Raw genomic sequence first — 18,137 nt, 5'->3', positions numbered from 1 at the left:
AATTTAAATATCTAAACCAACCAAAAGACCATATCAAATAATTAATTGATAAAATTTCCATCCATAAATTCCAAAATTTTATGTTCAATGAAAAGATTTAAAATATATTAATTTTTTTTATTATCCCAGATAAACAAAGTTATCAGGTAAAAAAAATTAATTAGATGTATAAAGAACAAGTATATCCTTCTTTTATTCATTAGCAATATTTTTATGGACATCGCAAAATCACCGATTTATACCAAAAAACTTTGAATGAAAAGATTACTAAGAAAAAAGTTTATACTATTATGAAAAAAATGATATTCGTTATTGATTAAGAATTAAAAAAATTTTACTTACTGTAATTTAAAAAATAATCTCCCAATCATTCCTAATTTAATAAATCAATATTTTATGACTACCAAACCTTTTCAAAAACTCTTTACTAATATTACTTATTTTAAAAATAATCCAAGGTTTCTGTATTTTTCTTTTATTATTGATTTTTGCAACAATCCAATTATTTCTTTTCATCTTTCCGATAAACAAAATCCAAAATCAAGATTTAGTTTTAAAAACAATTGAAAAAACTCTCCAAATTAAAAGAACTTTGCGTTATGCACTCTGATCAAGGAGCAGTTTATCAAGCACAAAAAAATTAACAAGTTTTAATAAAAAAGGTTTTTTAATGAGCATGTCTCAAAAAGCTAATCACCGTTTTGAGTTGTTAATAACTAATTAACATTTGTAATCATTTCATTTTATTTGAAAGAAAAATCGATCCGCTTATGATTAACATGATAACTACATTATAACAAAATAAAAATTTCATAGTTATTAACCTAAAAAATAATAATATTTATATCTCAAATAATTACATAAATATTAATAAATAAATTGTTTTTAACTCAGAATAATCAATTTAAATTTAATTATAATTATTATATCGAATAAATCAATGTTAATAATTAAATAGAAATATGCATGTTAACATAATAAAAAGGAAATATTTTTTATGCTACTTAACAAAATACAAAAACAACTTACTGATAAAATTATTAAAGTTTTTGAGAATCAACAAACTACTTTACTTGTAGCCCCAACAGGTTCAGGAAAAACAGTTATGTTTTCTTTCATTTTAAAACATTTTTTACAAATAAAATCTATCAATAAAGCTTGTGTATTAGTTCATAGAGAAGAGTTAATGCAACAAAATAAAAATGCCTTCGAAATCATTAATCAAAATATAACCACATGTTTTTTTAACTCAAAAATAAAAAAATGGAGTGCTCAAGTAATTTTTGCTATGGTGCAAACTTTAGCCAAAAATCTTCCAGAAAAACCTAATATAGATATGTTAATTATTGATGAAGCCCATCATTCTGCAGCAAATACCTACAAAATAATTATCGATCATTTTCTTAAATTTAATCCTCAATGTAAAATTCTTGGCGTTACAGCTACCCCTATAAGAGGTGACAAAAAAAAATTAAAAGAAATTTTTCCAGAAATTACAGCTCAAATTACGGTAAAAGAATTAATTAAAGCTGGTTATTTAGTAAAACCAGAAGTTTTTATTAGAGATGTTGGTATTAAAGAAAAAATATTTCAATTATATCAAAAAAATCAAGAATATAATTTAAATAAAGTAGCAGATATTATAAATACAACCGCTATTAATTCGGAAGTAATTAATCACTGGAAAAAATATGCTCAAAATCGCCAAACTATAATTTTTTGCGCAAACATCCAACATGCTCATGATGTAACAGAAGCATTTAAAAAAGCTGGTATTAAAGCTCAATTAATTACAGGAAACGATAACAGCGAAAAAAGAAATATTATATTAAAAAACTTCGATAAAACAAAAATTCAAGTTATCGTTAATGTTAATGTATTAACAGAAGGATGGGATTGCCAAATCGTTTCATGCGTGGTCTTATTACGCCCAAGTTCGTTTAAATCTACAATAGAACAAATGATCGGTCGAGGTTTAAGACTTTTAAAAAATCACAATAAATATCCTCATATCACAAAAAAAGATTGTATTATACTAGATTTTGGAACATCTATTCAAAATAATCCTAATTTATTTGAATATTTATCTCCATATGAAAATCCAAATAAAAAACATTTAAATAAAACAAATTCTACCAATACAGAATTTAATTCTAGAGAATCTAAAGAAATACAATTCGTAAAAGATATTAAAATGAAAAAATATGATGTATTACAAAATTCAAATTTTGAATGGTATGATCTGGCTAATAATAAAAAACATTATATAGCAGGTTTTCATACTTGGGCTTATATAACTCATTATAAAAATATTTACATAGCTATTGGTGGAAAAAAAGAACCCAAAACAGCCAAATGTTTATTTAAAGGAAACGAAGATAATTGTTTTGCTATTGCTAATGATTGGTTAAATTTACATGAAACTGACAAATCAGTTTATAAAACTCAATATTGGAATACACATCATTATACATCCAAACAAAAAAATTATTTATTACGTTTATTAAAATTAAGACAAAAAAATAAAAAAATTAATTTTTCCATTTTATTTGATGAACAAAAAATAAAAAATATGAATAAATATCAAATGTCTAAAATAATAACTTTTTTAATTAAATATAATGAAATCAAAAAAATAATACTAAAAATCAAAAAACTTATTAATTAATAATTAAGATAGTTAAAAATAAAAACGATTGTATAAAAAAATTAAAGGTTTAATATATTTCTTGTAAAATTTTCAACAACAACATGATTATCATCTTTAATAATAATTAAATTAGTTTGCACATAAGGAGAAATATCTACAATCCTTTGCGGAGGAATGGCCATAATAAATTGAATCTTTAAAGAATTGAAAAAACGCATCATGCCTTCTATTCTAGCTTCATCCATATTATTAAAAGCTTCATCAAACAAAACCAAACAACCTTGATTATCATTAGCACTGTTTAACTGTTCAAAACAAATAGACATGATAATGTAAAAAGGTACTTGAGTTTCACCTCCAGATTTTTCACGAAAAATTTTAGAAAACAAAGAATAATTATTGTTCATGTCTTTTATTTGAATATCATAAGTCATATAATTACGATAATCTAAAAAAGATTCCGCTATTTCTTCATAACCTTCTTCCGAAGAAATAATTTTATCAAATAATTCATCTAACAAAATATTTTCGCACATTAAACCTCTTTCAAATAACTTATTTTTGGAATCATTATTTTCATAACTAGAAATTATATCATAATATCTTTTGTAATCCGGATCATTAGAAGGTTTAATAAGTATTTGATAACTATCATTACCAAAAGGTCTATCACTTAATAATTGATTTAATTTCTGAATTTGTTGTTTAGTATTATCTATGCTTTCTTTTAATTTATTAATAAATTCTTCTTTAAAAATTATTTCAGTTTTATTAGTTAATTCTTTAGCTTCTTGTTCATAATCTGATAAATTTTGAGAATTTGTGAAATTATACTCTTGATAAAAATATCCTAAACTTTCTAATCGAGCTTCAATGTTAGAAATATTATATTTTTGTAAATAAATTTGCATTTGATTTATTAAATCTATTTGTTGAGTTAATTTTTGCTGTTCTATATTTTTTAAATAATCATGAATTTTATTTAAAATTAAATCATAATTATCATTATATTTTTGATAATAATTACGTAAATGTACATTTATTTTCTCTTCTATAGAAGTAAAAATATTTTTTTCTATTAAAAAATTTAATTTTTGATTTAATTCAGACAAATTAATTTGAGTATTGTGAATTTCTGATTCATAATTATTCAAATTATTTTTTAAATCTGCTATTTTAAAAAAAATTCTTTCTAATTGTTCATTATGATTCTTTTTTTGATCCAGAATGGCAACTAAATTATCTTGGATATCTCGCAAATTTAAATCGGAGCTTAATTGAGTTATTCGTTGGGAAACATTTTGTATTTTTTCTTTAATAGAAAATAATTCCGAATATAAATTAAAATTATCCGAAATTAAAATATTAGCTAATTTACTTTTATTCAATAAATTAATAATTTCTTGATATTTATTTAATGAACTTTGATGTTGTAATAACAAAGAATTAAACTGTTGAATTTCTGATAGAATAAAATTTTTGCGCATCTTAATAGAATTCTTACCAATATAAGGGAATTGATAAAATTTTGGATTAATTTTTCTCAAAGTGTATTGACTATAAACCAAACAATCAGGAGTGATAGCTATTTTATGTTTTTTTAAATTTGCAGAATCTAATTCGCATATAATATTTGACAAAAGCAAACGAATATATTTTAAAGCATTTTCATTTTTAGAAGATATCTTATTTGATAAACTGTTAAAGTTATCTTTAATTAAAGGTATTTGTGCTACATTAACTAATCCTATATCATAAAAATTATTATCTACAGATTGTGGTAAATTGCTATATATTTTTAATGCCTGATCAAAATAATTTTTTTCTATCAATAAATTAAATTTTCTATTCCCTAAAAAACCTTCTATAGCATTTCTCCATAAATTATCATTAATATCTATTAATTCGCATAAAGGATAAATACTGACCGAAAAACTATAAAAATCGCTTAATTTTTTATTTAAAATTTCGATTAAATTTTGTATATGACGAGGATAAACAGATATAACAGAAGAAAGAATGCGACAATCTTTTTCTTTATCTGAAATTTTTTTCTGTAAATCTAAAATAATTTTATTAGAGTCATTTTTTTGTATATTAATATTAATTATTTCTTTTGATATCGAATGCCATAATTTTTCCAAAATAAATTTTAATTTGGGTAAATTGATTTTAATTTCAGACAATTCTAAATTTAAAAAATCACTTATGCAATTGATACTATCTAAATAAATTTCAGAAAAAGATAAATTTTGTAGCTGTTTTAAATTAATTAATTCTTGATGAATTTGATGTCGAAATAAATTAATTTTTTCCTCCAAAGTATGTTCAATATTTTGATAAAAAACTAAATCTTTTTGAAGATTATTCAACAATAAGTTCCTATCATTAGATTTCAAAACAGATAATTCATTGTTTAAATTTTCTATAGTTAAATGAATTTGTTCTTTCTTAAATAATAATTTTTGCAAACTTAATTCATCAGCTTCCTTCTTGGAACGAAAACAATCCAAATCAAAATGATTTTTTTTAAGGTTTACCTTGTATACAAGACATTGATAAATTTGAATCTGCTCTTTTAAATGAATAAATTTTTTATCAGCATCTATAATATTAGATAAATAAAATAATTTATTTTTTTCAAATTCTATTTGAAATTCTAATTTTTTCAATTGTTTAAAGCTATTTTTTAAACTCGAAATATTTATAGGATTAGGTTCTAACAGAAACTCAAAAACAAAATTTTGCAAATTAAGTGGTTTAAAAGCTAAAGCTTTAGGTAACATTTGGATATATTTGCTTATATTAATATTTAAATAATTACCTATAGCGTTTTGATATTGTTTTTTAGTATCAAAAAAATTAAAATCAGAAACATATTTTCTTAAAAAAAGAAACAATTGTTTTTGAGTTTTAGGTTGATCATCTTCTACACACATATTATTGATAAACTTCATATTTTCTATAAAATAAAATTTTTCTTTTAATTGGCCACTACGGGAAAGTTCTAAAGCGCAACCGAAAATACTATATTCTTTGTTAATATTATCATAAAATTCTAATAAAATATGTGTAATAACATCTTGATCTCTTAAAAATTCTTTATTCTCTGCTCCAATTTTGCAACGCATATAACTCTCTAAAGAACGTTTAGCATTAACATTTGCCGCTATATTAAATTTAACATGATTACGCTCCCCTATCAAAACATATTGTAAAGCATCCAATAAAGTAGATTTACCAGAACCATTTTCTCCGGAAACCAAAGCATTATTTTCGATATCAATAACTTGAAAACCAAAAAAATGCCAATTTACTAATTGTATTTTCGTCAATTTTTTCATTTTAATTTTTCACATCCGTAGTAAATAATTCTTGATAATATTGCAGCATACCCAAATTAATTAAATACAAAATAGTTGGATAAATACGAATTACCAAATCATTAGGCAAATAATGATTATAATCAGAAAAATCAATAATATTATATTGTTTAAATAAAATTAAAGAATTCTTTATTTTTTCTTTAGTTAATTTATGAATTTCGGCATAACCGATACTTTTTAATTCGAGATAAATATCTTGTAAAAAAATTTCAATTTTATTATTTAAAGGCATTAATTCTTTCTTTTTTTGAAATAAAATTCTAAACAAAAATAATAATAAACTTTCTTCTTTTTTAATTCTTAATTTATTCAATTGTTGAACATTTTTAAGAAAAATAACTTCATCATGTTTATGAATTTCCAATTCAAAATCAATTAATTTCAAAAAATAAATAAACATTTCTTGATGTAATAAAATAAATCTATAATCATTTAAATCAGAATTTTTTTGAGAAGTTAAATAATTAACTTGAAATAATTTATTAATAATTCGGGAAAAAATATCTTTTTCCTTTTCTTTCAAAATTTTAAATTTCTGAGAAAATATTTGCAACTCTTGTGTTTTTTGATCCATAATTTCGCTTCCTAAAAATATTCTGAATTAAAAAATCCTAAATTTAATCAAAATATAAAATATTTTAAAAATCGCCATAAATTTAAAAAAATTTAAAAAAATTTTTGATCTATATTTAAATAAGTATATTTTTTTTAAAAAAATCATATAATTGATCTGAATCAATATGAGGAGCTATAAATTTAGCTACTTCTTTAGTACGCGGATATAAACTATTACCCATAGCTATACCAATATCAGCATAAGATAACATTTCAACATCATTACTACCATCTCCTGTACAAATTAATTGATAATCAGGATATTTAGATTTAATTTTTGCAATACCATAAGATTTATTGACATAATCAACAGTTAAATCTACATGACTATTCCAAAAGCATATATTTAAAAAACTTAAATCATTCTTAAAATTTTTAATTTTCTTAACATCCGAACCTAAAGCGACCATAAAATAGATCTTAGACATTAATTTTAAATCATAATCTAAAACATAATTTAATTCTTTTTGATAATAACGAACCAAAGATTTATCTGATAAATTAGGATTATATAAAATTACTTCTTTATCGATATTAACACCTGCTAATAAAATATTAAAATTTTTAATTTTATTCACAAAACATTCGATATTTTCAGATGGAATAGGATTTTCATCAATAATACCATCATTTTTAGATATAGTAACAGCACCATTCATAATAACAAAATAATGAAAGCAAGATATCAAATCTCCTAAAACATTTAAATTACGATAATTTCTTCCTGTAGCAATACCCAAAATAATACCTGGTTTCCTTGCTAAATCTAGAATTAATTTTTTGGTTTGCGGCAAAATTATTTGTTTTTTATTATGATAAAGAGTTTGATCTATATCAAAAAAATATATTCTTTTCATCTGACATTATCTTCCTAATTCTTGTTTTTTTAATTATTAAAAGTAAAAAATTTATTAAAAATTATAAATAAAATTTGAATAAAAATAATTGGATTCAACATTTGAATAATAAAAAATTATAATAAATCTTATATAAACCAAAGAAACAGAAATTTTTATTATAAAATATATAATTATTTTTTTAAAACTTAAAGATATAAATTAAAATTATATAAAAATTTATTATTTTTACTATTTATAATTTCAAGAACATAGTAAGATTATTTTAACAAAATTGTAAAAAAATAACTTAAATTTGTCTCTATTATATATTTAAAAACAAAAAAATTTAAATTTTTTTTAATTTATTTATGCTAAAATAGACTTATGTTGGATGTTTTTAAGGAATAAAAATTCCTAAATTAAAATCTAAACATTATAATATTTTACAACTCCATAAATTTCACTTAAAATACAAAAAATTTAATCTTATAATATTATATTGCTCCCTTAAGTCGCTAAACATTATAATAAAATATTAAGTAAAATAATTAATAAAATTGAATTTTAACAAATTCAATTTTGAAATATAAAATATATTTTTACAAAAAAAGAAAGGGGTATTCTAATAAATGTCAAATAATCAAAAAAAAGAAAGTAATACTAAAATATTCGGTTTTAAACCCATTTTTTTTTCAACATTACTTTTAATATTAGGATTAAATATTTTTTGCATAGCGCATTATCCAGATAAAATTAATAAGTTCTATCATCCTTTATTAACTCCTTTATTTTTAATAACTATGTTAGGCATTACTTTAAGCTATATAGGTTCTAAAGTTCCCGGTTTAAATAAATTAGGTTTAGGTTTTTTACTTTGTATTTTTATACCATCTTATTTAGTTTTTAAAGGATGGATACCAAAACAACTAGCTGAATATATCGATAAAGGATTTTTTAATAAACCTAATAATGACTATGGAATAGGTATTAATTTTTCACAATTTTTTATAACTATTGTTATAGCAGGCAGTCTTTTAAGTGTAGATAGACAACTATTAAAAAGATCTTTAATAAAATTTGTTCCTTTGACAATTTGTAGTGTTTTTATATGTTGTTTAACTATTGGCGGATTAGGATATTTATTAAATTATCAATGTCCAGAAATATTTCAAAAACTTAGTAAAGGTCCTATATTAGATTCAATATTTTTTGTATTCGTGCCTTTGACTAATGGAGGTACTAATTTAGGAATTAACGGTTTTGCTAATGGAATTTATAAAGAAGCTTTTCAAGCTGAAGCTTCAACTATTAGAACTGCTATTCTAGGCCCTTTAGTTCTAGCTCGTACACTAAGTATTTTTATAGCAGGATTGCTTTATATTATGTTTGATAAAAGCAAATATAGTGGTCAAGGACAATTAGAAAAATCTTCTTCTAATTCGAATCCAAAAGATCAAATAAAAACGGCTAAAATACAAGAAATAAAAGATTTTAAAACAATATGCATGGGATGGTTAATTATTTTTGCGCTTTATTCTGTAGGCAGCATGATAAATCAATTATTATTTGGCAAAATGGACCCAATGGTTTATATGATAATTTTATTATTAATAATTAAAATATTTGACCTAATGTCTCAAGAAAATCAAAACGCTGTTACTCAATCTGGCAAATTCATGACAGAAAATTTCACAAGTGCTGTATTGGTAGGTTTAGGATTAACTACAAATTTCCAACAATTAAAAGAAACAGTTTTAAATCCAAGTATTTTAGTAATTGTATACGCTTCTTTATTAATTGCTACCTTAATTACATTTTTCATGGCACCGAAATTAGGATTTTATCCTTTAGAAACGGCTTTAACATCAGGAATTTCATCTTACAGTATTGGTGGAGCAGGTAATGTAGGAGTAATGACCATATCTCATAGAATGAATTTATTACCTTTTGCAATGATAGCCACTAGATTAACAGGACCTTTGGTATATGTCATCGCAAATATAGCTTTTCGTAGTATCTACATGACATAAAATTTCTTTTTATTATAAGAAATCAATTAAATTGAATAAAGATCAACTATTAATATATTGTTGATCTTTATTTTTTTCTTTTCAAATTCAAATAAATTTTTTTAAGATTTTCATATCAATGAAAATATTGTCTTTTCTGTTTAAATTTTAAACAATAACAAAATACATCGCATATATTAGAACAAAAAAAGCAATAACATGTTTTACAATAATAATAAAACATAAACGAAACCATCGAAAAAATTGCTTTTTAAAATCAAATATATCATTCCACACGTTACAATACACAAAACAGAAAGTAAACAATATTAAACGTAATAAAGTAATGGAAATAAATATTTTTTTTTTTTTGCCAAAACATGTTTTTATAACTTGTAGTATTAAATATTTTTTGAACATAAAAAAATTATAACCTATTCTGAAAATTATTTAAATTTTTTTCAATTTAATTAAATATTTTTTATAATTTTTAATTAACATAATTTTGAATAAAAATTAAAATACTAAAAGCTTTTTTTCAAATGAATATAAAAGAGAGAATCAAAAAATATGTTTCAATTATCTTTAGAAAATATTATCATTTGTATAATATGCTATCTTATAGGTTCTATTCCTTTCGGTTTATTAATAGGCATTTATAATGATAAAAAAATTAATTTATTAGGATCTAAAAATATCGGAGCATCCAATGTTACAAGAATTTTAGGTTTTAAATATGGTTTATTAACTTTTTTATTAGATTTTCTCAAAGGATTTTTACCTGTTTTTATTTTTAAAAATTATAATTTAAGTTTATTTCCCAAAGAAAAAACAATAATATTAGGGGTTTGCGCTATTTTAGGACATATGTTTTCTGTTTTTAATCATTTCCAAGGAGGAAAAGCTATAGCAACTTCTGTTGGAGTGATTTCAGGAATTCATTTTTGGATCGGGATTTTAGGTATTATAATTTTTGCAATCTTAGTAAAATTAACTGGTTACGCTTCTTTAGCTTCTTTAATTGCTACGATTATTACTAATATTAATTTATATATAACAAAAAGAAATTTATATAACTCTATAATGATAGCAATTATAACTGTTTTAATTTTCATAAAACATAAAAAAAATATTATTAATCTATATCAAGGTAAAGAAAATAAATTTAACATTAAAAATAAAAAATAAATTTTAAATCATTAATAAAACAAATGAATATATAAAAAATAATAAAAATTAAAAAAAAGTAACAATATCAAGATCTGTTAAAGTATCAAAACGATCAAATATAATATGAGTATTTTTATCAAAAGAATCTTTTTTTAAAAAATCCAAATTTAAAGGCCAATGTTTATATTTTAAAGTCAAAAATACCCGATAAAAAATTTTTTTCTTTATAAATTGAAAATAACGTTTAGCTATAGAAGGGCCTAAAACAGTTATATCAATGGACAAATTGTTTTGCAAAATAATCTTAATTTTATTAGCTATATCTTGCGCTTTCATAATACTCGGATGCATAATCAAAATTTTACTAATCAACATAAAAGGAGGATAATTATTAATTTGGCGTTCTCGCAAGATTTTTTCATAAAAAAATTCAAAATTATTATTTACAATAGAATCTAAAATATAATTATTAGTATTATGAGTTTGTATTATAATACGAGATTGTTTAGGCATATTATATATTAATTGTACTAAAATTTGAAAAGCTTTTTCTGAGGCTGTAAAATGATTTATATTTAATAATGAATCAAATAAAACAATTCCTAATAAATTCGTTGGCCAAGAAAGACCATTTTTAATTATCATAGTAGTACCTAAACAAATATCTATTTTATTATTATTTAAATCAGATATAATATTTTCATACTCTTTCATGTTAAAATTTCGAATATTATCTGAATCTATACAATAAATACAAGATTCAGGTATTTTTTGTTTTAAAAAATTTTCAATAGATAAAATACCTGAAAACATACTAGAAATAGTTTTTTGTTGGCATAAATAGCAATGTTCGAAAAATTTCTCTTTGTAACCGCAAAAAGAACATTTTAATATTTTAGGATCAATATAATAATGTAAAATACAACCACAATTAGAGCATTTAGGAATATAACCACAATGCAAACACAAAACCAAACGCGAAAAACCTTTAATATTAACAAATAATAAACTTTTTAATTTTAATTTAATATTTTCCATTAATAATTCGGTTAAAGCAAAAGATAAAGGTGATATATTACCTTCTTGTAATTCTTTTTTCATATCAATTAATTGAATATCATATTTATTTTCGGTATTTTGTAAATTTAACCAAATATATTCGCCTAATATTTTAGCTCGATAATAACTTGTTAATGATGGCGATAAACTGGATAAAATCAATGGTATTCGATTATAATTAGCTCTTATTTGAGCTAATTCTCTCACATCATAATAAGGCATTTTTATTTTTTCAATAAAAGATTCATGATGCTCATCATCTATTATAATAATCCCTAAATTTATAAAAGGAGAAAAAATAGCAATATTATTTCCTATTATCAAATCCACATTTAATTGTTTTAATTTAGAATTTTTAAAATTATTTTTAATACCACCATGATTAACAAATATCTTAATATCAGGAAATTGTATTTTAATCTTTCTAACTAAATGTTCAATTAAAATGATTTCGGGAACCAAAATAAGAATTTGTTTTTTTTTAACTAAATTTTCTTGAATTAATTTATAATAGATTTTTAATTTATCAGATTCTAAAGAATAAATTAATAAATAAGTTTTATATTGATCTAGTAAAAATTTATTAAAAATATTTTGTTGCTGCCTGGTTAAAGAAATTTTTAACATTTCTTTTTTATCTGCGGAACTTGTTTGATAATTTAAATTAAAAGAATTATTTTGTATTATTTCTTGAGAAATTAAAGATTTAATATGATCATACGACAATTGAGAAAGTTCTTTTTTTGGAACAATAGACATTTCAATAATTTTTTCTCTTTTTAATTTTCTTAAAAGAGAAATCTGAAAATTATTTTTAACATTTAACAAAAATTTTTTGTCGATTAAATACTTTTCCAATTCCGATGGTACCAAATTAGATTTTAAAATAGAAATTTTACGAACATAAGAAGTTAATAAATTTTTAGGCAAAACCGTTCTATAAACAGAAATTTTGGAATTAAAGGGGACTTTTAGCAATTCATTAATTAATAAAAAAAATTCTTGATTTAGAAAAGGTACTAAATCAAGAACTTCTATTATTTCTTTATTAGCAAATATACTACTTTCTTTAATAGCAAGAACATAACCTAAACGTACAGTACTTCTAAAAGGAATAATAACTCTAGTACCTGCTTGGACTAAATTTCTCATTTTTTCAGGAATAATATAATCAAAAGATGAAAAAGAAGAATTTAATGATAAATCAATTAACACTTCAGCAAACATATAAAATAGCCTCTAATGATTTAAATAAGGATAGATTAATTGCTTTTTATTCAGCGATTTATATTTGCTGTTTTATTTACAATCAGCATCCCGTTCAAACGGTGCGAGCAAGTTTCCGAGCACACCGCTTTCCATAATTTACTCTCTTTCGAGAACTAATTTCCCCTCACGGCTAATTAGCTATTTATTCTTATTGTTCTTGTTCTTTATGATATCATGTATTTGTTGGTTGGTTATCTTCCGATGACAAACTTTACACAATACTTTTTTTCTTTTATTCATGATCCTTTGGCGATTAGCCTTGCGAATCGCCCCAACATGATGAATTTGAAGTTGGGTTATTTTGTCGCAATTCTCACAACATTCCGCTTTTAAACAGTCGGTTAGATTCGTGCGACCTTGAAATATAAATTTATCGATAGTAATATCAGGATTTTCCTTGTAGTTACAAATTTTTTTAATCTTGTCCCAAGAGTAAACAACCCATGGTTCATATTGGGGGTTTTTCCTTTATTAGTATAAGAGATACCCCAAATTGAACCTATCTTACATTTCTTCCGAACTCCGGCAATTGACGTTTTTGTTTTCCTTGCCAGTGTTTTCAAACAGCTATCTTCAGCTAGATAGTTTAAATGGGTTAAACACCTAGATTGTTAGCTAAACAAAAGTATCAGGCGAATTTCCTCAGACAATTGTTTTATAGGTCCGGATTATTTCTAACTCGCCCCCCCTATTCGCTAATGTTTCGTCATATCTCGCCTTTCCCTCTCTTAACCAATTATATTCATCTCCATATTCTTTGGCTTTCGCTTTGGGAATCTGGATTTGAACTTTTCCGTTTAAGGAATTCTTTGTGGATTTCCTTGTACGAGTTTTATTGGTGGGGTTTACCTTTACCATGTATGATAAGAACTTTGTTCCTTTACTAGCTTTTACAATTTTCGATTTATTCTTATTTATGGTAAGTTTTAGATCTTGCTCTAGCCATTGCGTTACTTGATTCTTAATCCTTTCAGCTTGGTCATACTCGCCTTTAACACCAATGATAAAATCATCAGCGTAGCGGATGTACTCAATTCTTGTTTTTGGGTTTAGGTTGATGAGACTATCAGTCCCCAGTTGATGGTGCTGGTTTTTTGCGCCATGCTTTCCCATATTCTGAGTTATTCTTCCAAATTGGTTTTCCTTCTTTGATTAGTTCATCCATTTTTAGGTCGATGTCATGTAAATATACATTCGCCAACAGAGGAGAAATTATTCCTCCTTGAGGAGAATCCGATAAAGATTCATATTTGATTCCATCCTTCATGAAGCCAGCTTTTAGCCATTTGTTAATGGTTGAGAGGACTTTACTCTTTTTGATGAACCGATTTAAGGTTCTCATGAGAATATCATGATTAATCGTATCAAAGTAGCCTTTTAGGTCGATTTTGACAATATAATCGATACCTTTAAATCTTTGTTTGACGCGTTTGATGGCATCATGACAGGATTTTTTGGTTCTAAACCCCAAGCTCCATGCTGAAAAGATATTTTCGAAATGGGAAGTTAAAAGTTGTTCCAGGCATTTTTGTATCAGCCGATCTTTGATGGTCGGTAACCCCCAAGGGGGTCTGGTTCCTTTATTATCACTAGGAATGAGAATCCTTTTAACTGGTTTGGGGTTATAACCGTTATTGACGTATTCCTGATGGTATCTTTCTAGTCTTTCGAGATTAATACCATTGATGGTTTCATTGTCAATTCCTGGCGTAGCCGTACCTTTGTTAATGGTGATTCTTCGAAGTGTTATAAAAGTTATTCATTCCCTGCTAGAGTTCTCTTTTTAGAGAGTAGCCATTCGATGAACAATATTGAATTCTATTCAATGTTCGTGAAAGTTTAGTTTCTAGTGAAACCGTTGTTGACATCATTTATCAACCCCTTCCTCGATACCATTGAATAAATAGTAAATTACTTTCTTCTTTCGCCCTATAAGAGTCATTAACTCTCTTCTCGGTAAGCCGATTAACTAAATTATTCCAAATTTAGGTTTACCCTTACGACTACTATAAAGATACTTTATCCTTGACCATCCGAGCTTTTATTTCCGGATTAGTAAACTTAATTACTTAGTTTTAGGATTATCCAAGTTACGCTAAATTTCGACCTTAATTCTTTAGGGGAAGTATCTTTTTTTAAGAGGTTGATTCCAGGTTTTTGTTTGATAAGTTATCCAATACATATCGCAAATATTGATAGATTCTGGACTGTCCGTTTAAGCAACTTCCGTAACAGGTTATTAGATTACATCAGTTTTCCTTCTTAGGCCATTGTAGGCTTCTCCATCGAATTATTCGGTGGCGGAGTCATCTTGACTAATTTGCTTTCGTCGCAACCCGCTTTTATGGTCTGCTATAATCCAGCATTCTTTCGTTTACTGTACCGACCATCTCCTTTCAGGGTTTATCGACCCTGGCTATTGGTTAAATAGCGCGAAATTTAGGCCTCTTTGGCGCCCAACTTGAATATATAAATTTTCAAAATCACAATTATATAAAAAAGATAATATATTGATTAGTAATTTATTTATTTAATTTATTTAATTTATTTAATAATTCTTCTATGCGTTGGCCATGTAACAACTCATAATCATATTTAAATATTAAATCAGGAATATAACAAATTTTTTTTCTTATTTTAATGGCTAATTCTTTGCGAATAACTTTTTTATTTTCTTCTAAAGTATTTTTTGCTAAATTTAAAATTTCAGGTTTTTTATCGATAATAGTATAAAAAATTTTAGCTAAAGAAAAATCTTTATTAAGTTTCACATCTGTAATACTAATAAAACCTATTTGGGAATTTTGTATTACTCTATTAACAATACTTACTAATTCTCTATGAATAATACTAGACATTCTTCCTACTATTAAATTATTCATTAACTACTTCCTCCATTCGAGACGCCTCTATTATATCATCTATTTGAAAATCATTAAAATCCTTAAATACAATACCACATTCACTATCTTTTTTAGCGCAATCAATATTATTTTTTAAATGTTTTAAAGAAATAATTTTTCCTTGATAAATTATTTTTTGTTGACGTTTCACTTGAACAGAAGATTCGTTATAAATAACACCATTTATAACTCGACAGCCGGCTATATTATTTTTATCACTTCTGTAAAAAACTTGAATAATAACAGCTTTTCCTGTAAATTTAAGTTTTAAAATAGGCTTGGACAAAGTTTTTAATTTTTTAGCAATATCTTCGACTAAATGATATAAAATTTGGTAATTTCTTATTTCTACTTTTAAACTATCAGCTAATTTTATTATATTACGATCTACTAAATTATTAAAATTAATAATAATAGCTTGAAAAGTATTAGCTAACATAATATCATTCTCTGTTAACGCTCCAGTAGCCATTTTAATAAAATTAATTTTAACCCCATGAAAATTTAAATTTTTCAATGATTCTGTTATAACCTCAATCATACCTTGTGTATCTGTTTTTAAAACAAAATTCAATACCGAATGGGACAAATTTTCTTGTAATAAATCTTCCATAAAATTTCGTTCTACATTTTGTTTAATTTCTTGATGTTTTTCTGCTTGAAATTTTTGTTGTCTTATTTCTATAATATGTTTGGCTATTTTTTCATTAGTCGCAACTATCAATAAATCGCCGGCTTGAGGAATTTGTTTAAAACCATAAATAACTGCAGGTTGTGATGGAAAAACTTGTTGAATATTTTCTTTAATATCATTTTCTAAAGATCTAATTTTGCCATAAGCATGACCAGCAACAACAATATCTCCAATTTTTAAAACTCCTTGATTAACAATAATAGTAGCCGCAGAACCTTTATTTTTGATTAAACTAGCTTCTAAAACTGTTCCTAGAACATTTTGTTTATAACTAATGATTCTAGGATGTTTATCATTTACTAACAAAATAGTTTTTAATAAATTATCAATACCTTGAGCTTTTAATGCAGAAATCTCTATATAAAAAGTATCTCCGCCCCATTCTTTAGGAATTAAATTATATTCAGACAATTCTGACATGATACGTTCTTTTTGATTAGGAATTTTATCTATTTTATTCAGAGCTATAATAATATCAACATTGGCTTTTTGAGCATGTGTAACGGATTCTAAAGTTTGGGCTTGAACACCATCATCACAAGCTACCACCAAAACACAAATATCAGTTATTTGAGCTCCTCTACTACGCATTTGAGTAAAAGCTTCATGACCAGGGCTATCTATAAAAGTAATTTTTCGCTTATTATAAACAACTTCATAAGCACCTATTTTTTGAGTAATACCGCCAACTTCCTGATCAACCAAACGCGTTTTACGAATTACATCTAACAAAGTGGTTTTGCCATGATCTACATGACCCATTATTGTCACAATAGGAGAACGCTTTATTAAATTTTCTATTGGTGTTTTATTAATTATATTTTCTTCATTAACTATAAAATCATCAATAATATTAATATTTAACTTTAAACCTAATAATTCAATCAAATCTCTTGTTAAAGATTGATTTTTTTTGCATTTTATTCCTAATTTTCCGAGTGTCCCGATTAAAAATTTTTCGGAAAAATTCCAAATTTTAGCTAACTCCCTAATAGTATGATCAGAATTATAAACATAATCACTTATCAACGAAATACTTGATTTATCATCCTTTTGATGATCTTCTTGTTTCTTTTTATTTTGCATATAAATTATTTTTTTCTCCCCCCCTAGATTTATATTTAACGGATTTTTAATATATATTAACTATATATCTATAAGTTGACAATAAAAAGATAATTTAAAAATTTTATTAGTAAATAAACTAAATAAAATTATTAATTAGTTTTAATTTCTATTTGCCATTGAGTAACTTGCATCGCTAACTTAAGATTTTGGCCTAATTTACCAATAGCTAAAGCTACTTGATCAGCTGCTACAGAAACTAAAGCAATTTTTTGTTCAAAATCTAAATTTACAATTTGAATAATTTGAGCAGGTTTTAAAGCGTTAATAATTAATTTTTCTATATCTAAACTCCATTTAAATAAATCTATTTTTTCACCTCTTAAAATGTTTAAAATATTTTTAATTCTATAACCTTTTTCGCCAACACAAGTACCGATAGGGTCTATTTTTTTATCATGAGAAGATAATCCGACTT

General features: G+C 24.2%; 11 protein-coding genes and 1 pseudogene. 3 read left to right on the top strand and 9 right to left on the bottom strand.

Translation table 11 applies throughout. The features are described from left to right. Window positions 1–997 precede the first annotated feature (997 nt). Entirely contained in the window at window positions 998–2,668 is a 1,671-nt protein-coding gene (locus OC698_RS01390) for a DEAD/DEAH box helicase (protein ID WP_304512947.1), read from the top strand. A gap of 41 nt (window positions 2,669–2,709) precedes the next feature. Here OC698_RS01390 and OC698_RS01385 read toward each other — a convergent pair whose 3' ends face one another. The 3 genes from OC698_RS01385 to OC698_RS01375 all read right to left on the bottom strand — a co-directional run bounded on the left by OC698_RS01385 (window position 2,710) and on the right by OC698_RS01375 (window position 7,508). Then, entirely contained in the window at window positions 2,710–5,994 is a 3,285-nt protein-coding gene (locus OC698_RS01385) for an ATP-binding protein (RefSeq protein WP_304512946.1), read from the bottom strand. A gap of 1 nt (window position 5,995) precedes the next feature. Continuing rightward, window positions 5,996–6,610 (bottom strand): DUF4194 domain-containing protein, encoded by a 615-nt coding sequence (locus OC698_RS01380; RefSeq protein ID WP_078123027.1) that lies wholly within the window; start codon window positions 6,608–6,610, stop codon window positions 5,996–5,998. Window positions 6,611–6,725: 115 nt separating this feature from the next. Further along, window positions 6,726–7,508, bottom strand: coding sequence for an HAD-IIB family hydrolase (locus OC698_RS01375; protein ID WP_304512945.1), 783 nt, complete (start codon window positions 7,506–7,508; stop codon window positions 6,726–6,728). A 611-nt stretch (window positions 7,509–8,119) separates the two neighbouring features. Here OC698_RS01375 and OC698_RS01370 point away from each other — a divergent pair. Both OC698_RS01370 and plsY read left to right on the top strand, forming a co-directional pair. Next, on the top strand, window positions 8,120–9,520 hold the full coding sequence (locus OC698_RS01370) for a 2-hydroxycarboxylate transporter family protein (RefSeq protein ID WP_304512944.1): 1,401 nt from the start codon (window positions 8,120–8,122) through the stop codon (window positions 9,518–9,520). A 549-nt stretch (window positions 9,521–10,069) separates the two neighbouring features. Beyond that, window positions 10,070–10,687, top strand: coding sequence for a glycerol-3-phosphate 1-O-acyltransferase PlsY (gene plsY / locus OC698_RS01365; protein WP_304512943.1), 618 nt, complete (start codon window positions 10,070–10,072; stop codon window positions 10,685–10,687). A 48-nt stretch (window positions 10,688–10,735) separates the two neighbouring features. Here plsY and priA read toward each other — a convergent pair whose 3' ends face one another. The 6 genes and pseudogenes from priA to OC698_RS01335 form a co-directional block, all read right to left on the bottom strand. Continuing rightward, window positions 10,736–12,955, bottom strand: a complete 2,220-nt coding sequence (gene priA, locus OC698_RS01360) for a replication restart helicase PriA (RefSeq protein ID WP_304512942.1) — start codon at window positions 12,953–12,955, stop codon at window positions 10,736–10,738. Window positions 12,956–13,639: 684 nt separating this feature from the next. Next, window positions 13,640–14,110 (bottom strand): reverse transcriptase domain-containing protein, encoded by a 471-nt coding sequence (locus tag OC698_RS03315; protein WP_304512941.1) that lies wholly within the window; start codon window positions 14,108–14,110, stop codon window positions 13,640–13,642. Beyond that, window positions 14,064–14,531: a reverse transcriptase/maturase family protein gene (locus OC698_RS03310; protein WP_304512948.1), complete on the bottom strand. Its 468-nt coding sequence runs from the start codon at window positions 14,529–14,531 to the stop codon at window positions 14,064–14,066. The genes OC698_RS03315 and OC698_RS03310 overlap by 47 nt, the downstream gene beginning before the upstream one ends. A gap of 988 nt (window positions 14,532–15,519) precedes the next feature. Continuing rightward, complete coding sequence (gene rbfA / locus OC698_RS01345) at window positions 15,520–15,879, bottom strand: 30S ribosome-binding factor RbfA (RefSeq protein WP_304512940.1); 360 nt, start codon at window positions 15,877–15,879, stop codon at window positions 15,520–15,522. Then, on the bottom strand, window positions 15,872–17,680 hold the full coding sequence (gene infB / locus OC698_RS01340; RefSeq protein WP_304512939.1) for a translation initiation factor IF-2: 1,809 nt from the start codon (window positions 17,678–17,680) through the stop codon (window positions 15,872–15,874). Before infB ends, rbfA begins: the two co-directional genes overlap by 8 nt. A gap of 131 nt (window positions 17,681–17,811) precedes the next feature. Beyond that, window positions 17,812–18,137: pseudogene (locus OC698_RS01335) on the bottom strand (transcription termination factor NusA); the annotation flags it as partial.

Source organism: Candidatus Phytoplasma gossypii (assembly GCF_030586975.1).
Taxonomy (GTDB): domain Bacteria; phylum Bacillota_I; class Bacilli_A; order Acholeplasmatales; family Acholeplasmataceae; genus Phytoplasma; species Phytoplasma citri.
The sequence above is the reverse complement of the archived record's forward strand: the minus strand, read 5'-3'. Positions and strand labels throughout refer to the sequence as shown.

What these genes read in the sequence shown, in the direction of transcription:
- OC698_RS01390 (WP_304512947.1), top strand. Translation starts at nt 998, where the DNA reads ATGCTACTTAACAAAATACAAAAACAACTTACTGATAAAATTATTAAA.
- OC698_RS01385 (WP_304512946.1), bottom strand. Translation starts at nt 5,994, where the DNA reads ATGAAAAAATTGACGAAAATACAATTAGTAAATTGGCATTTTTTTGGT.
- OC698_RS01380 (WP_078123027.1), bottom strand. Translation starts at nt 6,610, where the DNA reads ATGGATCAAAAAACACAAGAGTTGCAAATATTTTCTCAGAAATTTAAA.
- OC698_RS01375 (WP_304512945.1), bottom strand. Translation starts at nt 7,508, where the DNA reads ATGAAAAGAATATATTTTTTTGATATAGATCAAACTCTTTATCATAAT.
- OC698_RS01370 (WP_304512944.1), top strand. Translation starts at nt 8,120, where the DNA reads ATGTCAAATAATCAAAAAAAAGAAAGTAATACTAAAATATTCGGTTTT.
- plsY (WP_304512943.1), top strand. Translation starts at nt 10,070, where the DNA reads ATGTTTCAATTATCTTTAGAAAATATTATCATTTGTATAATATGCTAT.
- priA (WP_304512942.1), bottom strand. Translation starts at nt 12,955, where the DNA reads ATGTTTGCTGAAGTGTTAATTGATTTATCATTAAATTCTTCTTTTTCA.
- OC698_RS03315 (WP_304512941.1), bottom strand. Translation starts at nt 14,110, where the DNA reads ATGGGAAAGCATGGCGCAAAAAACCAGCACCATCAACTGGGGACTGAT.
- rbfA (WP_304512940.1), bottom strand. Translation starts at nt 15,879, where the DNA reads ATGAATAATTTAATAGTAGGAAGAATGTCTAGTATTATTCATAGAGAA.
- infB (WP_304512939.1), bottom strand. Translation starts at nt 17,680, where the DNA reads ATGCAAAATAAAAAGAAACAAGAAGATCATCAAAAGGATGATAAATCA.